Here is an 18,599-nt window from a genome sequence, read left to right on the forward strand (position 1 = left end):
GTAATGAGCAATACCGGCAACAAAAAACTCCATCCAGGGTGGGTTATCTTCGCGCTTGCCATGGGGGGATTTGCGATCGGCACGACCGAGTTCGCGACGATGAGCCTGTTGCCGTTCTTCTCTCGCGGTCTGGGGATCGATGCGCCCACGGCAGGGCACGTGATCAGCGCCTACGCACTGGGCGTGGTCATTGGCGCGCCGGTGTTTGCGGTGCTGGGAGCGCGGCTGCCGCGCCGCACGCTGCTGATTTCGCTGATGGGTATCTTTGCGCTCGGCAACGGCCTGAGCGCGGTGGCCCCGAACTACCACTGGATGCTCGTGTTCCGCTTCCTGAGCGGGCTGCCCCATGGCGCCTATTTCGGCGTCGCGGCGCTTGTCGCAACCTCGCTGGTGCCGGAAAACCGCCGCACAACCGCGCTCGGGCGCATGTTCCTCGGCCTGACGCTCGCGACCATCGTTGGTGTGCCGATGGCGAACTGGCTGGGCCAGGCGATTGGCTGGCGCTGGAGTTTTGGCCTCGTTGCCTTGATGGGCGTCGTGACGATGACCTTTGTATGGCGGCTGGCGCCGTACGAGCCGGCGCATCCGGAATCGAGTCCGCTGCGTGAACTCGGCGCGCTCAGGCACACGCAGGTGTGGTTGACGCTGGGCATCAGCGCGATCGGCTTTGGCGGTATGTTCGCGGTGTACACGTACCTGGCCGATGTGCTGGGTGAGGTCACTGGCGTCTCGGCGCATGTTGTGCCGATCGTGCTGAGTATCTTCGGCGTGGGGCTGACGATAGGCAATCTGCTGGTGCCGATTCTTGCCGATCGCGCCCTGATGCGCACGGCCGGTGGGATTCTGGTGTGGAGCGCGCTTGCGCTCGCGATATTCCCGCTGGTTGCCGGCAATGTCTGGCTGCTCACGCTGGATGTGTTTCTGATCGGGCTGGGCGGCGCGCTCGGCACGGTGCTGCAGACCCGCCTGATGGACGTCGCGGAAGACGCTCAAGGTCTCGCAGCCGCGTTGAATCACTCGGCATTCAACACGGCTAACGCGCTCGGACCGTTTCTTGGCGGCCTCGCTATCGCGGCAGGGTACGGATGGACTTCGCCGGGATGGGTGGGCAGTCTGCTCGCCCTATGCGGCCTCGCTCTCTGGTTCGCTTCGGTGACGTTGGATCGTAGCCGGTTGCGCAAGCTGTCGCCAGGTTAGCGCTAGCCCAGCTTTTTGCCCAGCCGCCGCATGCCATTGAAAACCGCCTCGGCAAGGTCCAGCGGGAAATCCCGGGGTAGCAGGGCGGCTACCTCGTCGATCACGCCAGGCGTTCGCGCTGCGAGCTCGCCGAGCATCTCCTCGACCTCTGCCGGCGAAAATCCGACGCGTTGCCCCTGAGCGATCCACTGGCGGCGCTGGATCTGGTTGATCAGATAGTGGACGTTCTTGCTGCGCACGGCCATCGCCAGTCTCACCCGCTGTGCGGCAATGTGATTCGCGCCGCGGCCGATGATCGGGTGGGCCGAGAGGACGTCGTAGAGAGGTGTGGACTCGTAACGGTTGCCCGGCAGGTGCGCGATGCTGAAGTTCTTGGCGTGGCCGTCGGTGGCGGCGAGCAGCCAGAACAGGACCTGCGTCGTGAAGAAGTTGCGCCGGTCTTGCATCGAGCGCTCGGAACCGGCGAGCACTTCCATGATTTCCTCTATACCCGGCCCGCCGTCCGCCTGGTACTTGCGAAGCGCGGGCGTGCCGGTTGCCTGACACATATCCTCCTGGGGTAAGCGCAAGATCCAGCGTGCGTCCGTTGATGGTCTGCGGTCGAAGCGTTCGACGATGAGGACCTTCTGTTCCTCGAACGTGGCGATTTCACATTGAGCGACCGGCAACCCATAGGCCGCGACGATTTTCGCGCAGAGCCACTCGTTTTCCACGGAGGTCCGCATGTCGGCGCGCATGTTGCCGACGAGCCCCAGCGGCAGCTTGAAAATATGCGTTGTCGGCGTGCTGTCCTCGGGTAGCAGCCATTGACCGTTGTGCCAGAGAAGTGCGGTTTTTTCCTGCGCGCCGGCAATCGACAGGCGCAGATCGTCCACGGGTTCGTGCTGACCCAGTTGAGGTGCCGAGGTTGTGTCGCGTAGAAAGCGGGCGATCTCGGCGTCGTTGAGTGGGCGCCCCCTGATGCTCTGGAGCCCGACGGGCTCTTCGTCTGGCGGCAGCATCTGGATGGCTCCAACGCAGTCACGGCCGAGCGTGGCGAGAAGCTGGAATGGTGCGGTGCCGCCGGTCTGATAACGCCGGGCGATACGGCGGCGAATGGGTTCGCTATCGGGGAGCAGATTGTCGAAATAGTCGGCGACGACTTCGCCCCGATAGGCCTGATTTCCCGGCGTAAACGGAAGCGACAGCGAAAGCGGGCGACCCTGCGGATGGTCGATCCAGTCGTCCCGATACGCGAGACGCTCGCCGCTGCGGGTTGTCTCCCAATAGCCAACTGGCAACCCGTTCATCCACAGGTTCAACCGGTTCGGTTGCGTGCCGCGCGGCATGGTTACCAGTTTTCCTTTGCCTTGCTGGTTTTACTGGCCTGGCGCTTCGGCCCGGTGTCTTGCTGGGGGCGTGGCGAGGCCTTCGGGACCGCTTTAGCGGGCCCGGCTGTACCGCGCTGCCGGGCGAGACTCATTCCACGCGCGGGCGTTCCCGGTGTTTTAGCCTTCGGGGGCCGGGATGGAACCGTACTTTTTTCGCTGACGGCGGGCTCCGCTGCGCTGGCGGCCGTTTGGGCCAGCACCACTTCGACTTCGAGCACGCGCAGCACCTTGAACAACCGTTCAACGCTGACGGCCGACGGATCAGCCTCGAGTTGCGCGTAGGTTTGCTGCGTCACGCCGAGGCGGCTGGCAAGCATGGCCTGGGTGAGCCCGGCGGCCTTGCGGAATCCCTGCAGGAGGGGCCGCAACTGGGCAACGGTTTTGACGGGATAATTCACGGGTGGCTCCGTTCCATATCTGAACGTTCATACAGGCTAAAGACTGTAAATCGAACTAACAGTCTATCCTCTGTATTTTGCAAATACAAGCTAAAGACTGTTAATGCAAAATACAGCCGTAAGCCTGTATTCTGGCCGACCGCTACTTCCTATGATTTACGCGCCCAAAGCGCGAGCCCGGCACATGCCACCAGCAAGGAGCCGGTAACGAAAAACACCGAGTGCAGGCCAAGCGCCACACCGATCTGGCCGCCAATCACCGGGCCGATCACTTGCCCGCTAAACTGCGCGGATTGCAGATAACCGAGCATTTGCCCCGTCTTGCTCTCGTCGACCGAGTGTCTGGCCAGCTTGGCGATAGACGGCAGCAGACCCGCGAGCGTCATGCCCATCAGCATGCGCAATCCGGCCAGCTGCCACCATTCGGTGACGAAGGCCTGCGGGATCATCACGAGACCGGTGAGCACGAGACACCCCACGATCACATTCCAGCCGCCGATGCGGTCGGCCAGTGCGCCAAGGCGGGCCGCCGTCAACATGCTGCCCAACGCGGAACACGCCATGACCAGGCCCGCGATACGGGCCAGATGATCCGCCTGCACACCCAGACCGCCGATATACACGGTGATGATCGGCTCGATCGACATGTTCGCAAGCAGCACCATCATCGCGGTGACGAGGAGCGCGGCCACCACGACATGGTTGGTCCGGCGGCCCGGCGTCGCGGTCTTGCTGGCAGCACGGTTGCCCAGGTGGTCGGCCGCATTGAAGTCCTCTTTCACCAGAAAGATCGTCAGCAGCGCCGCCACTGCGATCATCGCTCCGCCGGCGAAGAAGGTGCCGCGAATCCCGATCCATTCGGGCAACAGGCCGCCGACCAGCGGCCCAACCAGATTGCCCGCCAGCGCTCCTGTCGACAGTATTCCCAACGCCCAGCCGGCGCGTGCCTTGGGCGCCTGCGAGCCCACCATCACGGTGGAAGCCGAAGAGTAACCGCCCACCAGACCGGCGATCAGACGCAGCGCCACTAACTGGTGGACCGAATGGACCACCCCTATCAGCGACATCACGATGGCCATGCCGATCGCCGCGCGCACCAGCATCAGCTTGCGGCCGTAGCGATCGGCAAGGCGTCCCCACAGCGGCGCGGTCACGGCGGTGCCGAGAAACGTTGCGCCGAAAGCAATGCCCGACCATTGGATCACGGCCGACGTCGATTCGACGCCGAGCTGCCGCACATAGAGCGGCAGAAACGGCAGCAGCATGCTCAGGCTGACGAGCGTGGTGAATGAACCGAATACGCAGACCGCAAGATTGCGTTTCCAGTGATTCTCGTTGCGCTCGGCATAACCGCGCGACGCCGGTTGCTGAACCGGATGCAACAGTGATTGGGCAGGTTGATTCATCTCGTCCTCAAGGCGGCAACCAGGATGTGAGCGCCAGTGATGCGGCACCCTTCTGTCACTCATGGAAGCAGTCTAGATTGAACCGAATAAGGAGAGAATCCATTCGACACGGAAGACATTCTTCCGCCGCACGGTTCAATCAGCGTCTGTAACCAGCTGCATCTGCTTGAAATGACGGCGTAGCCGCGGCGTCGCGAAGTCGACGAACGCTCGCACTTTGGGGACCGAGAGGCGACCCTGTGGCGTCAGAAGATGAATGGGGAGGGGGGCGTGTTCGGCATCGCGCAGGACGAGCTTGAGCGTGCCTTCCTTGACTTCCTGCGCTACGTGGTAGGAGAACATGCGCGTGACGCCGCGACCGGCTACCGCCGAGTCGACCGCCGCCTGGATGGTGTTGACGATAAAACGCGGCGTGAAGTCCACCACGAGCGGAACGGTGGAGCGGCCCGCCGGCGGGAAACTCCACGAATCCAGTCCGAAATGGGTCATCGAAATGATCTGATGGTGCGCGAGGTCGGCCGGCTCATTAATGCACGGATGTTTGGCGAGATACCGCGGAGAGGCCGCCACCACTCGCCGGACTTCGCCAATCGGGATCGCGATCAGCGTCGAGTCCGCCAGATGCGCGATGCGCAGCGCCACGTCGACACCCTCGTCGATCAGACTCACCGGACGGTCGAGCAGTTGCAGGCGAACCGAGACGTCTGGGTAGCGGTCGGTGAAATCGTCGACGATGCCGCGCAGCACGTCCTGACCCGCCGCAACCGGCGCGGTTATCGTCAGCAGGCCGCGCGGCGCCGAGCGCTCATCTGCAACCAGCAGATCGGCTTCCTCGAGTTCGGTGAGGACGCGCCGGCAGGCGGACGCATAGCGTTCGCCCGCTTCGCTCAACTTGATCGTTCGGGTGGTCCGGTGCAGCAGGGCCGCGCCGGTGTGTTCCTCGAGAAAGGCAATCGCCCGGCTCACGGCGGCCGGAGAGCGGCCAAGGCGGCGCGCCGCGCCCGCCAGACTGCCTTCGTCGAGCGTGGCGATAAACACTTTCATCGCGTCGATACGGTCCATGTTGCATCAGAGGGGCGGCGGCGAAATTGCCTCCCCAAGTGTACCGTGCGACGCGGGTGCTCCTGCTACTTCTGGCTGAGCTGCTTTCGATACGCCTCGACCGGCAGTCCCCCCCAGCCCCAGTTCTCGGTTTGCACCTCTTCGATGACCACGAAGGTCGCTTCGAGCGGCTTGTTCAGCACGTCGAGCAGGAGCTGGCTCGCGCCCTTGATCAGTTGCGCCTTTTCTTCTGCGGTGACGGAGTCGTTGCCCGGCTTACTGCCTTCGCGGGTGACCTGGATCGTGACGATTGGCATGCTGTTCTCCTTGAAGTATCGGACGGCTGGTCGCCTGCGGCCGGGATATACCCGGCCGCAGGCGACCGTTTGCGCTTAGTGGCCGGCGCTCTGGCCACCGTCGACGTGCAGGATTTCGCCCGTGACGAACGGAGCGGAATCCAGATACAGGATGGCGTTCACGATATCGCTCATTTCGCCCATATGCCCGACCGGATGGAGGGCGCCGAGCGCAGCATGCGTTTCGGGCGCGTGCATCGGCGACTTGATGATGCCGGGCGCGACCGCATTGGCGCGAATGCCGCGTTTTGCATATTCGATCGCAAGCGAGCGGGTCGCCGCGTTCAGACCGCCCTTGGTTAGCGAAGCGAGCACCGAAGGCACACCTTCAATCGCCTGGTCGGCCAGCGTAGTGCTGAGGTTGACGATATGGCCGCTCGAGTTTTTCTCCATCTCGGCGATGGCCAGTTGCGTGATGTAGAAGAAGCCGCCCAGATTCACGCCGGTGATCGCTGCATAGTCTTCCGGGGTGTAGCTGGTAAAGGGTTTGGCGATAAAGATACCGGCGTTGTTGACCAGCGTATCGATGCGGCCAAAGCGCGCCACGGCTTCGCTGATCAGGCGGCGGCCGGTTTCGGGATCGGCGATGTCGCCTGCGACGGTCAGAAGATCCGGATCGTCCGACGGCTTGATGCTGCGCGCCGTGGCGGCCACGCGATAGCCGAGTTGACGGAATGCTTTAACCACTTCTGCGCCAATGCCTTGCGACGCACCTGTAACGACAACGACCTTTTGTGATGTGCTCATGATAATCCTCAGTGTGTGTTTGACCCGGCTCTTGCGCCGGTCGGGCCGGTGGCTCCGATAGGTGCTAAATCTAGGCGCATTGGCGCAAAGTTCGAATACCCGCCATGGTCAAACACTTGTGACTCCGAGGAATAAATGCGGCGCGGTGGGTTCCGCGCCAAACCCTCCTAAAGCGGGAATCCGCCGGCAAAGCTCTCGCGCAGATAGCTGACGAACAGGCTCACGGCGCGCGGCACGTGGGACGCGTAGGGCCGCAGCACGTAAAGCTGGTCTGCAAATGCGCCGGTGACGCGCCACTCGGGCAACAGCACAACGAGCTTGCCGGCGCGTACGGCGGCCTGCGCCGTGAAATCGGGTAGCAGCGCGATGCCCAGATCTTCGAGCGCTGCATCGCGCAGGTCCTCGCTGTTGTTGGCGGAAAACGGTCCGCTCACCGGCAGCGTGACGGGCGCGGTAGCGGTTTTGCGCGCTGTCTTGCGCTCGAAGGACCACATCGCAGGACCGGTGGCGCGCGGATAGAACAGGCAATCGTGGGCGGACAACTCTTCGGGTGTGCCGGGTGTGCCGCGCCGTCGCAGATAACCACGCGACGCCACGATCACGGACTGCGTGCCGCAGAGCTTCCAGGCCACGTGTGTATCCGGGGCTTCCGCACTGTGGCGAATTGCCAGATCGAAGCCTTCCGTGGCGAGCGAGGCAAGCCGGTCGGAAACTTCGAGCTGCACCCTGACTTCGGCGTGGGCCTGCAAAAACGCGGGTAATCTGGGCACCAGCTGCTGCCGGGCGAGCGCCACTGGCGCGGTGATCCTGATGACTCCGCGCGCCACGCCGGCCAGCTCCCGCACGCTGGCGAAGCTGGTGGCGATCTGTTCATACTGGCTGCGCGTATTCTCGACGAGCCGCTGGCCGGCTTCGGTCAGGCGCACGCTGCGCGTGGTGCGCTGCACCAGAGAAATACCTGCCGAGCGCTCCAGTTCCGAGATACGTTGACTCATCGCGGCCTTGCTGACCCCCAGGCGCGAGGCGGCGGCCGTATAGCTTCCCTGTTCCGCGAGTACCGTCAGCCAGTGCAGATGGGTCCAGAGGCCTTCAATTTTTCCGCTTTCCATACATTCATTGTTCACTATAGAAAACAATGAGTTCAATGATAGCGCCTTTGCAGTGGGGGGCGTGCACCCCTAGACTATATAGATCGCCAATCCACGACCAGGAGTCGACATGCAAGCCTTCAACGATAGTGCAGACGTAGGACATTTCATTCAGGGCAAGCGTGTCAAAAGTGCGGGCACCCGTAGCCAGCCTGTGTTCAATCCGGCCACCGGCGCGCGGCCGCGCACGCTGTTGCTGGGCGAGGCCGCGGACGTCGAAGCAGCGGTTGCGAGCGCGAAAGCCGCATTTCCGGCGTGGAGCGACACGCCGCCGATCCGCCGCGCGCGGGTCATGCTGCGTTTCCTCGAATTGATGAACAAGCATAAAGACGAGCTCGCGGCCATCATCACGGCCGAGCACGGCAAGGTGTTCTCCGATGCGCAGGGCGAAGTCTCGCGCGGCATCGACGTGATCGAATTTGCCTGCGGTATTCCGCAACTGCTCAAGGGCGACTACACCGAACAGGTTTCGACGGGCATCGACAACTGGACCACGCGTCAGGCACTGGGTGTGGTGGCAGGCATCACGCCGTTCAACTTCCCGTGCATGGTGCCGTGCTGGATGTTCCCGGTTGCCATCGCGGCCGGCAATACGTTCATTCTCAAGCCGAGCGAACGCGATCCGTCGGCGTCGCTGTTCATGGCCGAGCTTTTGCAGCAGGCTGGGCTGCCGGATGGCGTGTTCAATGTCGTGCAGGGCGACAAGGTCGTGGTCGACGCGCTGCTGGCACATCCGGACGTAAAGGCGGTGAGCTTTGTCGGTTCGACGCCGATCGCCAACTACATCTACGAGACTGGCGCGAAAAACGGCAAGCGCGTGCAGGCGCTGGGCGGCGCGAAGAACCACATGGTGGTGATGCCCGATGCCGATCTCGACCAGGCTATCGACGCGCTCGTCGGTGCCGGTTACGGCTCTGCTGGCGAGCGTTGCATGGCGATTTCCGTGGCGGTGCTGGTGGGCGATGTGGCCGACAAGATCATTCCGCGCCTCGCCGAACGTGCCCGCAATCTGGTGGTGAAGAACGGCATGGAGCCCGATGCGGAAATGGGCCCGATCGTGACGCGCCAGGCGCTGGAGCGCATCGAAGGCTATATCAAGCTTGGGGTCGAAGAGGGCGCAAAACTCGTTGTCGACGGCCGCGGTTTGAAGGTTGCCGGCCATGAAGATGGTTTCTTCACCGGAGGCACGCTGTTCGATAACGTGACGCCGGAAATGCGCATCTACAAGGAAGAGATTTTCGGGCCGGTGCTTGCGTGCGTTCGCGTCAAGGACTTCACCGAGGCGGTGGACCTGATCAATGCCCACGAATTCGGTAACGGCGTCGCGTGTTATACGCGTGATGGCCACGTGGCACGCGAATTCGGACGCCGGATCGAAGTCGGCATGGTCGGCATCAACGTGCCGATTCCCGTGCCGATGGCATGGCACGGCTTCGGCGGCTGGAAGCGCAGCCTGTTCGGCGATATGCATGCATACGGCGAGGAGGGCGTGCGCTTCTACACGAAGCAGAAGTCGATCATGCAGCGTTGGCCCGAGAGCACCGAGAAGGGTGCCGAGTTCGCCATGCCGACGGCGAAGTAAGTCTGAAAGAAGGCGATGCGTTGCGTGGTCGCGGCGGTCTTGCCGCCACGGCCGACGCATCGAAGTATCGGAGGGGGAGGCGCTGGCCGGAATGGAGAGCGTCTACCCTTGAACAATACGGCGCCAGACGCGCGCCGTCTCCCCAATCAGAAGTTTCCGTGCAGGTTCACAAACGCGCTCAGCGGTTGGCCAACATAGGCACCCGCCGCGTTAGCCGCCACGAAATAGCGCCGGTCCGTGATGTTGTGGACGTTGACGTCGACACCCCACGTACGCGCTTCATAGCCAAACGCCGCGTTTGCAATCACATAAGACGGAATCGAATTGACGTTGGTAATGTCGCTATAGCTCTTGCCCACGTAATTCACGCCTGCTCCAACGTGAAAGCCCGGAATTCCCCCAATCGAAAAATCGTAAGTTGTCCAGAAGTTGGCCATGTAGGCCGGTGCGCCTTGCGGATGGTTGCCCACTGACGTGATGCCTTGCGGATTGTCGGTGATCACCGCGTGCTGCGCGGTCACGTTCGCGAGGACATGCAGATGATCCGTCACGGCGGCATCGAACGATGCTTCCGCGCCTTTGGTCCTCTGACTGTCGAACACGACCGACTCCACCTCGTTGAGCGTGACAGCCGCTGCGACGTTGTTCCGCGATACATCGAACAAAGCCGTGTTCAGCACAATCCGGTCATCGAGAAACGAAAACTTGATACCCGCTTCGTATTGCAGCGCCGACTCTGGCGCACCGATGCCGGCTTGAGCGTTTTCCGAATTGAAGTTGGCAAGGTAGCTCTTCGACACGCCGACATATGGCGACATCCACGGCAGCACCTTGTACAGCGCGCCGATGTTCCAGCTGACAGGTGCATTGTCTTGCGTCTCCTTGACGCCTGCGAGTATCGGCTGGCCGTTGGAATTGAAAGCGCCGGGCACCGAAATCAGCGGTGTGAGCGAGGTATCCCACCAGTCCTGGCGGACGCCCGCGCGAATCTTCAGCTTGTCCGTTACATCGATCTGATCGGTGGCGTACAGGCTGTAGTAGTTCGCGGCCAGATCATCGTTGTCGCAGGAATGCTTGGCATCGCACAGGAACGTCAGGCCCGCGAGAGACGTCTCCGGCGGCACCGGCGCGAAAGCATCGGGGATGTTCGGGAGATCGGCCGTGCTACGGTTCGTGTCGATAGTCTGGTGCTGGAATTCGAAGCCTGTGACCAACGTGTGCGCGACGCTTCCGGTGCCGAATCGCCAGACCGGCTCGAGTTGATAGTCGAAGCTGCTGTCGTTGTCGTCCTGCTGACGAAGCTGCCGCCCCACGACTTCATCGCCCACGACCTTCGTGTTCGTGCTATCGCCGTTGCCCAGCACGTCAAGCGTACGGTGCAAATAGGAGAAGCGGTTGTTGATCGTCAGAAAGTCATTGACTCGCCAGGCGTCCGTGATGGTCGGGCGGACGAAGTTCTCATTCGCGAAGGCAAACGGTGTCGAGTACTTCGAATTGATTGAAACACCGCTGATGGGCGTCCCGTGGAAATAGATCAGCCCGTACGAATCCGGTGTTTCGTGGGTCTGCCGGAGATCGAGCGTGAAGTTGATCGTATGGCTGCCCAGTTGCCATTGCAGCTGCGGCCTGATTTCGTCGTCGCGGCTATACAGATCGCGAAAGCCGTCGGCGCGCGAGAAGGTGGCGTCCACCCGGTAGTTCAGGCCGGCAATGCCGGTTGGGCCGGTGATACAGTCGCTGTTCGAGACCGTGCCGAACGAGCCGGCTTCCAGGCTTCCCCCGTAGTGAAGTTCCGGCGACGGCGTGTAGTGGACGATGTTGATGGTGCCGCCCGGAGGGCCGCTGCCGAATAGCGCCGAGCCTGGCCCCTCGAGAATCTCGATCCTCTCGACGCCGTTGAGCGAATGCGAGATGCCGCCGAGCAGATCGCCATCGGAGAAGCCGTCTTCGTAGATCTGCGCATTCAGGCCGCGAATCAGAAAGTGGTCGTAGTAGCCTTTGCTGTCCTGACCGCCTACGTTGATCCCGCTCGCGTTGCTGACGCTCTCCCGCAACATCGTCGCACCCTGTTCGGACAGCAGGGCGCGCGGGATGACCTGGACGTTCGAAGGGAGGTCCTGAAGCTTCGTGCCTGTCTTGCTGGCGCTGGCGGCCTGTGTCGGGTCGTCGACATTGTCGTTGCCGCCGTATGGACTATAGTCAGCGGGCGCTTTGCCTTCGACCTTGACCGCTGGCAGCGTAGTAACCGCCGCCTCGGTTGGCGAGGGCGGCACCGGTTGCGCGCTCTGCTGCGCCAGCGCCGCTTCCGACAAGGCCAATGCCGCCAGAGAAAACACGGTGTTGCCGATATGCCTGCATACCTGGGCCGTGCAGATCGTCTCTCGGCTCCCCTTTGCACTCATCGTAAATCCCCTTCTCGTTTTTATTACATGTTGCTTTCGTTTTCCACGGAGACGACGCGGGTACGCGCTCGGTGTCACAATTCCGTGGGCTGAATTTGCTAACGCAAATCAAAGTGATTCGCATTAACCATGTGCAAACGAGAGGGCCGAGGGGTTTATTCCATGGTCTTGCAAATTTTTATGCCGGCCGTCTGGAATACATGGGCATCAGCCGGCGTTTACCGTGCGTTGACGCTTGATGTGTCGAGCCCACCCGGTGCCGGGATGCTGTTCATGAGTTCCAATGGTTCACGACGCTGGAGAAGGCTGTCTGCTGTGGGCCCGCAGGCAAGCGCGCGGACCTGGCGGCGCGTGCTCGCGTTCGCATTGACTTGCCTGACGGTTTCAGCGGGCGCTTTCGCCCAATCGACCGGTGCGGTATCGGCGGCCATGTCCGGCGCGTCGATGGCATGCAGCCATGCCGCGACACAGGATGCCGTGAGCGCGGACATCGAACGGTTCCGCTGTCTCACAGCCGAAGAGCAGGCGAAGTCCTTGCGCGCACGAATCGAAAATCATTCGCTGCTGTCGCTCTCCGACGATCAGATCCTTTCCCTGATGAACGCAATGAAGCCGGAGGCCTTCGTCGAGTACGCGAAGTTCGACATGGCGCTCGACAACGGCTACGAGTACAGCATGTTCCGGCAGGAGCGTATTTCCGGCCGATGGTCCGAGCGGCCCGATCACATGATCATCCGTTACCAGGACACGCCGCGAAAGGTCTACGCAAAGTGGCTGCCAGACGGCGCCCATGCGGGACAGGAGATCCTGTACGACGAAACGACGGATCCGGACAGCCTCTACGGTCACGCTGGCGGCCTGCTGCGTCTCGTGTCAGGCAAGGTGGCGGTGGATGGGTCGTTCGCACATGCCCAGTCGCGCCATAGCGTGCGCGATCTGGGTCTGCAGTTCATCGCCCGTACCGTCGAACATGACGCGCGCAGCTTTCGTGACGAGGGCCTGAGCGAAAAGCCGACCCGCATCGAGCTCATGAACGCGCAGGGGACGCGCCTGCTTGCGTGGACATGGGTTGCCCGCTCAGGGCCGCCGGCCCACTATGCGCCACGTGTGCGGCTGCTGTTCGATCTTCAGCACCCGTGGCCCAGCGGCGAAGCCGCGTGGGACGCGCACGGCAACCTGCTGGAGATGATCCGTTTCGAAAACGTCGTGCCTCGCCACTGGAGCGATGCCACTTTCGACCGGCACAATCCCGAGTACGCTTTCCGCTGACGCCGTGCCCGGCATCCCCTACTTATAGTATTTTTCCGCGAATTCGACCGCGCTGAGTTCGCGGAAATCGGCCAGTGCGCCGTCGATCTGCGCCGCACTCCAGTCCCACCAGGCGATCTGCTGCAAGCGCTCCGCAGTCTGCTCGTCCACGCGAAAGCGCAGTACGCGCGCCGGTACGCCTACGACGATCGCGAACGGCGGCACGTCTTTGGTGACGACGGCGCCCGAGCCGATTGCCGCACCGGTGCCGATCTTCACGCCCGGCATGACGATGGCATCGTGGCCGATCCACACGTCATGACCGATTTCCACGCAGTCCTGTGCGCGCCATTCAAAAATGCTGGCGTCGTCGTCAAGCGACAAGCCGTAGGAGCGTGAGCGATACGTGAAGTGATGGAGCGTCGCGCGCCATGCCGGGTGGTTCGGCGGGTTGATACGCACGCCCGTAGCGATATTTGCGAACTTGCCGATATGGGCATGGGCGATCTGGTTGTCTCCCATCGCATAACCGTAGTCGCCCAGCACCGATTGCGCCACATGGCTACGCGGTCCGAGATAGGTGTAGCGGCCGAAGTCGCTGGCGCCCACCAGCGCCGTAGGGTGGATGTCCGGCTCTTCCGTCAAGGGACGGCCTAGCGTCCACGGGTCGGCTCCGACGCCATGATTGATCAGCATGCGAATTCTCGTGACTCGATAAGGAGGGGAAGCCGTCGCAGGTTAGGCGACCAGACCGCGCAGATAGGCCGATGCGCGTTCGGCGCATGCTACCAGCACAAACGTAGCGATCAACAGGAACGACACCGTCTGGTACTGGAACAGGTTCATGGCGGTCAACAACTGGAAGCCGATGCCACCTGCGCCCACGAAGCCGAGCACCAGCGACGAGCGCAGGTTTTCGTCGAAGCGGAACAGGCCGATGCCGAGTAGCGAGGGCAACACGCCCGGCACCACAGCATGGCTCAGGATCTGCAAGCGGCCGGCGCCGGTCAGCGTGAGCGCTTCGACCGGACCCATGTCCATGTCTTCGATCACCTCGGCGAAGAGCCGCCCCAGCATGCCGATCGAATGCACCGCCAGCGCCAGCGCACCCGGAAACGGCCCCAATCCGACCGCAGTCACGAACAGCAGCGCCCACACCAGATCGGGCACGGCACGTGTGACGCCGATCACCGCACGCGCAGCATAGTAGAGAGGCTTCGCGGGCGTGACATTGGCGGCGGCGAGGATTGCCAGCGGGAACGCGAGCAGCACGCCGAACACAGTGCCGAAAATGGCGAGGTCAATCGTTTCGAGCACTGGCCACAGATTCGGCACGAACTGATCGAAGGCCGGCGGCATGGCGCGCGAAATGATATCGGCCATACCGTGAGCGCCGGTCACCAGATCCTGCGGACGAGCCTGTACCACGATCCACGCCTGGACGAACAGCGCGAGGATGACGACGATGACAGTGGCAGACCAGAAAGTTCGCACTCCGGATGACGCAACCGGCGTGCGCATGTCGAGCACCTTGTTCATGCCGCCTCGGCCAGATAGAGACTTGCAATCTGCTGGCTGGAAACTGCCGAAGCGGGGCGGTCGAACTCCAGTTGTCCGCTGCGCAGGCCGACCAGCCGGTCGGCATAGCGGGTGGCCAGTTCGGGCTGATGCAGCACGCAGACCACCGCGAGACCGTCTTCCGTAGCGAGGCGGCGCAGCAGGCGCATGACTTCGTCTGCCGCTTCGGGGTCGAGACTGGCGACCGGTTCGTCAGCTAGCAGGACGTGTGGATGCTGCGCAAGCGCACGGGCCACAGCCACACGCTGCGCCTGTCCACCGGAAAGCGTACCGGCGCGTTGCCCGGCCAGATGCAGCAGGCCGACTTCGTCGAGGTAAGCGCGGGCCGGTTCGATTTCCTCGCGCGGCACGCGTCCCAGCGCGGTGCTGAGCGTCTTGTGGCGACCCAGCGTGCCGCAGCAGACGTTCGCCAGCACACTGCGGCGCTTCACGAGATTGGCGTTCTGCGAGATCAGTGCGAGCGGCAGACGGGCCTGCCGGAGCGCCTTGCCCGAAAGCGCGGCCAGATCGCGGCCGGCCAGTTCGACCGCGCCGCCCGTCGGCCGGTTCAAGCCGACCACGCACTTCATGAACGTCGACTTGCCGCTGCCGTTGCTGCCCAGCACCACGACCATTTCACCGGCCTTCACCGCGAGATTGAAATTGCGCAACGCGGCGTGACCATTTGCATAGCGCATCGACAGATCGCGCACGGCGAGCTTCACGCCGGGAGCGAGCTTGGCACGCGGTGCCGTTGCCGGCACGCTGGAGGCAGCGGCCGCACGGTCGCCGGCCGGGTCCAGCGGCAATGCGCCGGAGGTGCTGGAGAGGGTATTCACAGTTTTGCCAGGTCGATATGAAGCGTGGAAACCAGGTCGCGAATCTGGTTATAGGCGGCATCCGTTTGCGGGACCGTCTTCAACTGGGGATTCTCGTTTGCTGCGAGGAATTTCTGGTCGGCTTCCGGTAACTCGCGGAAATCGAGTGAACTCAGCACGGCTGCCAGACGCGCCTTGAAATCGGCGGGCAGGTCGGCACGCACTGCCAGAGGATCGAGCGGAATGGGCTCGGATTTCCAGAGCGTGATGTAGCCGGCGGGATCGTACTCGTTATGCAGTTTGGCGCTCGCGATCTCTTCGCTGTTCAGCTCACCCGCATCCACCTTGTGGTTGCGCAGCGCTTCGAACGATGCGGTGTGACTACCCGCGTAGATTGCCTTGACGCCCTTGTCCGGATCGACGCCGTTCTTGCTGAGACCATACGCAGGGAACAGATGCCCGGAGGTGGAGGCCGGATCGGCGTAAGCGAATGAATGACCGTTGGTATCGGCAAGCGTTTTCACGCCCGAGCCCGGCCACGTGACGATAGAAGCGTAGTAGGTGGCCGGCTTGTCGCCTTCGCCGGCAAACGTCGCGACCGCTTCGGCGTGCGCAACCTGATGGGCGAGCACATAGCCCAGCGGGCCGAACTGACCAAACTCGAGCTTGTTGTTGCGCATTGCCTCGATCTCGGCGTTGTAGCTGGTCGCAACGTAGATATCAACCTTGCAGCCGAGCTTGTCGCCGATCAGCTTGGCGAGATCGTTGTACACGGGCAGCATGCGCTGCGCCGATTCGTACGGTTCGACGCCGAAACGGACCACGCCGTCGTTCGGACAGGTGCCGGCCGCATGGGCAGCGCCGGAAATGAAACTGACTGCCAGTGCCGAAGCGGCAAAAACTTTGGACAACTTCATAAATTCCTCAAGTTAGTTTTGAACCGCAGCGAACATTCGACGACTTGTGAACCCCGCATCAGTCTCGCGCCTTTTAGGGCAGGAGCGCTGCAAACGCGGTCCGAAAATTCAATCTGCACCATTCTAGAAATCTCATATGACACATCGGTGTACGGATAGAGACGTCTAGATGAATTTGACGGCACCAGCATGGTGGCGGCCCGCGCGCCTAGACGATCCGTTCACCCGCGCGCCACGTGGCGCGGGGAATGGGGAGTTGGTCGTGCATCCGCACCCGCACGAAATCCGCACGCAGGCCTGCTGTAATCGAGCCGCGGTCGTGCAACCCCACCACGCGGGCGGGTTCGCTTGAGACGGTCCTCATGGCACGCGGCAGCGTCCAGCCCGCCTTGTCGACCAGTTCGAACGCCGCGCTCAGCAGGCTAGAGGGCACGTAGTCTGACGAAAGGATATCCAGCAGACCGGATTTCGCGAGTTCAAGCGCGGACACGTTGCCGGAATGCGAACCGCCGCGCACGATGTTCGGAGCGCCCATGATCGTCGAGATACCGTATTGGTGTGCGGCCTTGGCGGCATCGTGGGTAGTGGGAAATTCCGCCAGGACGATGCCTTCGGCGGCGGCCTGCTCGACGTGCTCGACCACTGTGTCGTCGTGGCTCGCCACCGGCACGCCGAGCGTCGCGCAACGGGCGACGATCTGGCGGCGGTGTTGATCTGCGTAACGCTCCTGGCCTTCTGAAAGCTCGGCCACCACAGCGGCAAAGTGTTCGTCAGTCAGTTTGCCGTGGCGCTCCTGAAAGCGGCGCCACTGGTCGCGGTCCTGCCATTGCCGCTGGCCGGGGGTGTGATCCATCACTGAAGCGAGCCGCAGAAGGGGGTGGGTGTAGAGCGAGTCGAACACCTCTACGACATCGGGGGCGGCGATTTCACAGCGCAAATGCAGGAAATGGTCGGCACGCAACAACTGACACTCGGACAGGCGCGCTAGCGCTTGCGTGCAACGCGTCTGCAAGTCGCGGTTGTGCATGTCGACGTCCGAACGCGCGCCGATTCTGAGCGAATCGAAAACCGTCGTGATTCCGGCTGCGGCTACCTGGGCATCGTGGATCACGAATGCGGCGTCGATATTCCAGCGCACGCCTGGGCGGGGCGCGAGATGCTTCTCGAGGTTGTCGGTGTGCAGTTCGATCAGACCGGGCAGCAGATAGTCGCCGTCCCAGTCCTCGGCATTCGGCGCGGACGTGCTGCCGCGCTCCACATCGCGGATGAAACCGTCTTCGATGCGCACGGTTCCGAGAAATTCTTCGTCTCGCGTGACGACGCGAGCGTTCCTGATCAGCATGGACTTGCTCCGTTTGGTGCCGGATATCGCGCAATGACGTTTTGCGGGCGCGGCCGCCTCCGGGGGAATCGAGGAGGACCAATACATCTAATCGTCTAGACGTTTTGGATGATGCTCAATCGCCCCGAGAAGGCGTGCCTTCACCCTGCATCGCTGCTCGCGCGCTGAAATGCACAGTAAGGCTTTCATTGAAACCGATGTGCGTGACAGCACCATGACACGCGCCGAGGTGCGAGCGGGAGATTGTTCACGGAGGCAAGAGGGTCCCGCGCCGATCCGTAGACGATACGGGCGAGAAAGGGAGCTGGTGGAAAAGGTGTAAAAAGCGCCAGACGAAAAAGGGTCCGCCCCACGGTCAATAAGGCGGACCTAAACAGGTATTTACGACCACTGCGACGAGTAAGAAGCAGTGTGAGCGCATCGTATGCCGATGAATATGCCGTGGTGTGGGCAAGTAACGTTGAGTAAGCGAATTTGGCTGCTGCCAGATGCATCGTTCGCTTCGTCGCCCGGGGCGGGAACTGTTGGGCTTACCGGGTAAGGTGACGAAAGGTAAATACTGTGATTGAGATGCCACGTTTGTCAAAAAAAGTTTGATGCAGCGTTAATGTCTTGCTAACTTTCGTTTGCCGCGTGACGAAGCCAGCTTGGACAGAACGTGATTGAGTTTGGTTCGTATACCGAATCATTTTCAAAAGACAGGCTGGTTGCGGCTTGTAACCGGTCTGGGTGACTTGCTCCTGGTTTGTCTTGCCTGAGTTCGGCTGGTCCGGGACCGCTTTGGCGGCATCTGGATCGATACCACTCATCAATGCAATGTAATTCGCTATTCGTTCAGGCGAAGGACGCTGCACGCGTGTGCCCATCGATGTCTGTTGCACTTGATATGCCGTGCCGTGCTAGCCGGTCACAGGGTACGACGATCTGAAAGTTCATACGATTAGTACTGCGATTCGTATGAACTGGAATTGACGGGTTCGCTTCAGAACGGACGAAGGTCGAGTGAGGCCTTCGTGTTTGCAGATCGGGGTGATGGGTCCAAAAGACTTCTCACTATGAATTGGGTCCCT

Annotated in this window: 17 protein-coding genes; 3 read left to right on the forward strand and 14 right to left on the reverse strand. The window is 62.1% G+C overall.

All coding sequences use genetic code 11. The features are described from left to right. Nucleotides 1–3 precede the first annotated feature (3 nt). Complete coding sequence (locus BUS06_RS30685) at nucleotides 4–1,197, forward strand: MFS transporter (protein WP_074268087.1); 1,194 nt, start codon at nucleotides 4–6, stop codon at nucleotides 1,195–1,197. Nucleotides 1,198–1,199: 2 nt separating this feature from the next. On the opposite strand, the gene BUS06_RS30690 is transcribed toward BUS06_RS30685, so the two are convergent. The 7 genes from BUS06_RS30690 to BUS06_RS30720 all read right to left on the reverse strand — a co-directional run bounded on the left by BUS06_RS30690 (nucleotide 1,200) and on the right by BUS06_RS30720 (nucleotide 7,624). Further along, nucleotides 1,200–2,525, reverse strand: coding sequence for a type II toxin-antitoxin system HipA family toxin (locus tag BUS06_RS30690; RefSeq protein WP_074268088.1), 1,326 nt, complete (start codon nucleotides 2,523–2,525; stop codon nucleotides 1,200–1,202). A gap of 2 nt (nucleotides 2,526–2,527) precedes the next feature. Next, nucleotides 2,528–2,965 (reverse strand): helix-turn-helix transcriptional regulator, encoded by a 438-nt coding sequence (locus BUS06_RS30695; RefSeq protein WP_074268089.1) that lies wholly within the window; start codon nucleotides 2,963–2,965, stop codon nucleotides 2,528–2,530. A gap of 149 nt (nucleotides 2,966–3,114) precedes the next feature. Then, nucleotides 3,115–4,371, reverse strand: coding sequence for an MFS transporter (locus BUS06_RS30700; RefSeq protein ID WP_074268090.1), 1,257 nt, complete (start codon nucleotides 4,369–4,371; stop codon nucleotides 3,115–3,117). Between the two features lie 135 nt (nucleotides 4,372–4,506). Beyond that, on the reverse strand, nucleotides 4,507–5,433 hold the full coding sequence (locus BUS06_RS30705; RefSeq protein WP_074268091.1) for a LysR family transcriptional regulator: 927 nt from the start codon (nucleotides 5,431–5,433) through the stop codon (nucleotides 4,507–4,509). Between the two features lie 65 nt (nucleotides 5,434–5,498). Next, a complete protein-coding gene (locus BUS06_RS30710) occupies nucleotides 5,499–5,729 on the reverse strand; it encodes a tautomerase family protein (RefSeq protein WP_074268092.1) in 231 nt (76 codons plus the stop codon). A 75-nt stretch (nucleotides 5,730–5,804) separates the two neighbouring features. Then, nucleotides 5,805–6,515: an SDR family NAD(P)-dependent oxidoreductase gene (locus tag BUS06_RS30715; RefSeq protein ID WP_074268093.1), complete on the reverse strand. Its 711-nt coding sequence runs from the start codon at nucleotides 6,513–6,515 to the stop codon at nucleotides 5,805–5,807. 167 nt (nucleotides 6,516–6,682) lie between these two features. Then, the gene (locus tag BUS06_RS30720) at nucleotides 6,683–7,624 is read right to left on the reverse strand and encodes a LysR family transcriptional regulator (RefSeq protein WP_074268094.1); all 942 of its coding nucleotides are present in this window, start codon (nucleotides 7,622–7,624) and stop codon (nucleotides 6,683–6,685) included. 109 nt (nucleotides 7,625–7,733) lie between these two features. Here BUS06_RS30720 and BUS06_RS30725 point away from each other — a divergent pair, with 109 nt between their 5' ends. Further along, nucleotides 7,734–9,245, forward strand: coding sequence for a CoA-acylating methylmalonate-semialdehyde dehydrogenase (locus BUS06_RS30725; protein WP_074268095.1), 1,512 nt, complete (start codon nucleotides 7,734–7,736; stop codon nucleotides 9,243–9,245). Nucleotides 9,246–9,391: 146 nt separating this feature from the next. Here the strand turns inward: BUS06_RS30725 and BUS06_RS30730 are convergent, their stop codons facing one another. Then, nucleotides 9,392–11,647, reverse strand: a complete 2,256-nt coding sequence (locus tag BUS06_RS30730; RefSeq protein ID WP_083611685.1) for a TonB-dependent receptor — start codon at nucleotides 11,645–11,647, stop codon at nucleotides 9,392–9,394. A gap of 273 nt (nucleotides 11,648–11,920) precedes the next feature. Here BUS06_RS30730 and BUS06_RS30735 point away from each other — a divergent pair, with 273 nt between their 5' ends. After that, on the forward strand, nucleotides 11,921–12,916 hold the full coding sequence (locus BUS06_RS30735) for a DUF1571 domain-containing protein (RefSeq protein ID WP_167379450.1): 996 nt from the start codon (nucleotides 11,921–11,923) through the stop codon (nucleotides 12,914–12,916). A gap of 18 nt (nucleotides 12,917–12,934) precedes the next feature. Here BUS06_RS30735 and BUS06_RS30740 read toward each other — a convergent pair whose 3' ends face one another. The 6 genes from BUS06_RS30740 to BUS06_RS37625 all read right to left on the reverse strand — a co-directional run bounded on the left by BUS06_RS30740 (nucleotide 12,935) and on the right by BUS06_RS37625 (nucleotide 18,410). After that, complete coding sequence (locus BUS06_RS30740) at nucleotides 12,935–13,591, reverse strand: LbetaH domain-containing protein (protein WP_074268096.1); 657 nt, start codon at nucleotides 13,589–13,591, stop codon at nucleotides 12,935–12,937. Nucleotides 13,592–13,633: 42 nt separating this feature from the next. Then, on the reverse strand, nucleotides 13,634–14,434 hold the full coding sequence (gene phnE / locus BUS06_RS30745) for a phosphonate ABC transporter, permease protein PhnE (RefSeq protein ID WP_074268097.1): 801 nt from the start codon (nucleotides 14,432–14,434) through the stop codon (nucleotides 13,634–13,636). Then, nucleotides 14,431–15,291, reverse strand: coding sequence for a phosphonate ABC transporter ATP-binding protein (gene phnC / locus BUS06_RS30750; protein WP_143787685.1), 861 nt, complete (start codon nucleotides 15,289–15,291; stop codon nucleotides 14,431–14,433). Before phnC ends, phnE begins: the two co-directional genes overlap by 4 nt. After that, nucleotides 15,288–16,187: a phosphate/phosphite/phosphonate ABC transporter substrate-binding protein gene (locus tag BUS06_RS30755; protein ID WP_074268098.1), complete on the reverse strand. Its 900-nt coding sequence runs from the start codon at nucleotides 16,185–16,187 to the stop codon at nucleotides 15,288–15,290. Before BUS06_RS30755 ends, phnC begins: the two co-directional genes overlap by 4 nt. Nucleotides 16,188–16,395: 208 nt before the next feature. Further along, nucleotides 16,396–17,556, reverse strand: a complete 1,161-nt coding sequence (locus BUS06_RS30760; RefSeq protein WP_302050893.1) for an alpha-D-ribose 1-methylphosphonate 5-triphosphate diphosphatase — start codon at nucleotides 17,554–17,556, stop codon at nucleotides 16,396–16,398. 503 nt (nucleotides 17,557–18,059) lie between these two features. Next, on the reverse strand, nucleotides 18,060–18,410 hold the full coding sequence (locus BUS06_RS37625) for a hypothetical protein (RefSeq protein ID WP_143787686.1): 351 nt from the start codon (nucleotides 18,408–18,410) through the stop codon (nucleotides 18,060–18,062). Between the last annotated feature and the right edge of the window lie 189 nt (nucleotides 18,411–18,599).

Origin of the sequence: Paraburkholderia phenazinium, from assembly GCF_900141745.1 — a bacterium.
Lineage (GTDB): Bacteria > Pseudomonadota > Gammaproteobacteria > Burkholderiales > Burkholderiaceae > Paraburkholderia > Paraburkholderia phenazinium_B.

Excerpts from the sequence above, each read along its gene's own strand:
- BUS06_RS30685 (WP_074268087.1), top strand. The coding sequence starts at position 4 with ATGAGCAATACCGGCAACAAAAAACTCCATCCAGGGTGGGTTATCTTC.
- BUS06_RS30690 (WP_074268088.1), bottom strand. The coding sequence starts at position 2,525 with ATGCCGCGCGGCACGCAACCGAACCGGTTGAACCTGTGGATGAACGGG.
- BUS06_RS30700 (WP_074268090.1), bottom strand. The coding sequence starts at position 4,371 with ATGAATCAACCTGCCCAATCACTGTTGCATCCGGTTCAGCAACCGGCG.
- BUS06_RS30705 (WP_074268091.1), bottom strand. The coding sequence starts at position 5,433 with ATGGACCGTATCGACGCGATGAAAGTGTTTATCGCCACGCTCGACGAA.
- BUS06_RS30710 (WP_074268092.1), bottom strand. The coding sequence starts at position 5,729 with ATGCCAATCGTCACGATCCAGGTCACCCGCGAAGGCAGTAAGCCGGGC.
- BUS06_RS30715 (WP_074268093.1), bottom strand. The coding sequence starts at position 6,515 with ATGAGCACATCACAAAAGGTCGTTGTCGTTACAGGTGCGTCGCAAGGC.
- BUS06_RS30720 (WP_074268094.1), bottom strand. The coding sequence starts at position 7,624 with ATGGAAAGCGGAAAAATTGAAGGCCTCTGGACCCATCTGCACTGGCTG.
- BUS06_RS30725 (WP_074268095.1), top strand. The coding sequence starts at position 7,734 with ATGCAAGCCTTCAACGATAGTGCAGACGTAGGACATTTCATTCAGGGC.
- BUS06_RS30730 (WP_083611685.1), bottom strand. The coding sequence starts at position 11,647 with ATGAGTGCAAAGGGGAGCCGAGAGACGATCTGCACGGCCCAGGTATGC.
- BUS06_RS30735 (WP_167379450.1), top strand. The coding sequence starts at position 11,921 with ATGAGTTCCAATGGTTCACGACGCTGGAGAAGGCTGTCTGCTGTGGGC.
- BUS06_RS30740 (WP_074268096.1), bottom strand. The coding sequence starts at position 13,591 with ATGCTGATCAATCATGGCGTCGGAGCCGACCCGTGGACGCTAGGCCGT.
- phnE (WP_074268097.1), bottom strand. The coding sequence starts at position 14,434 with ATGAACAAGGTGCTCGACATGCGCACGCCGGTTGCGTCATCCGGAGTG.
- BUS06_RS30755 (WP_074268098.1), bottom strand. The coding sequence starts at position 16,187 with ATGAAGTTGTCCAAAGTTTTTGCCGCTTCGGCACTGGCAGTCAGTTTC.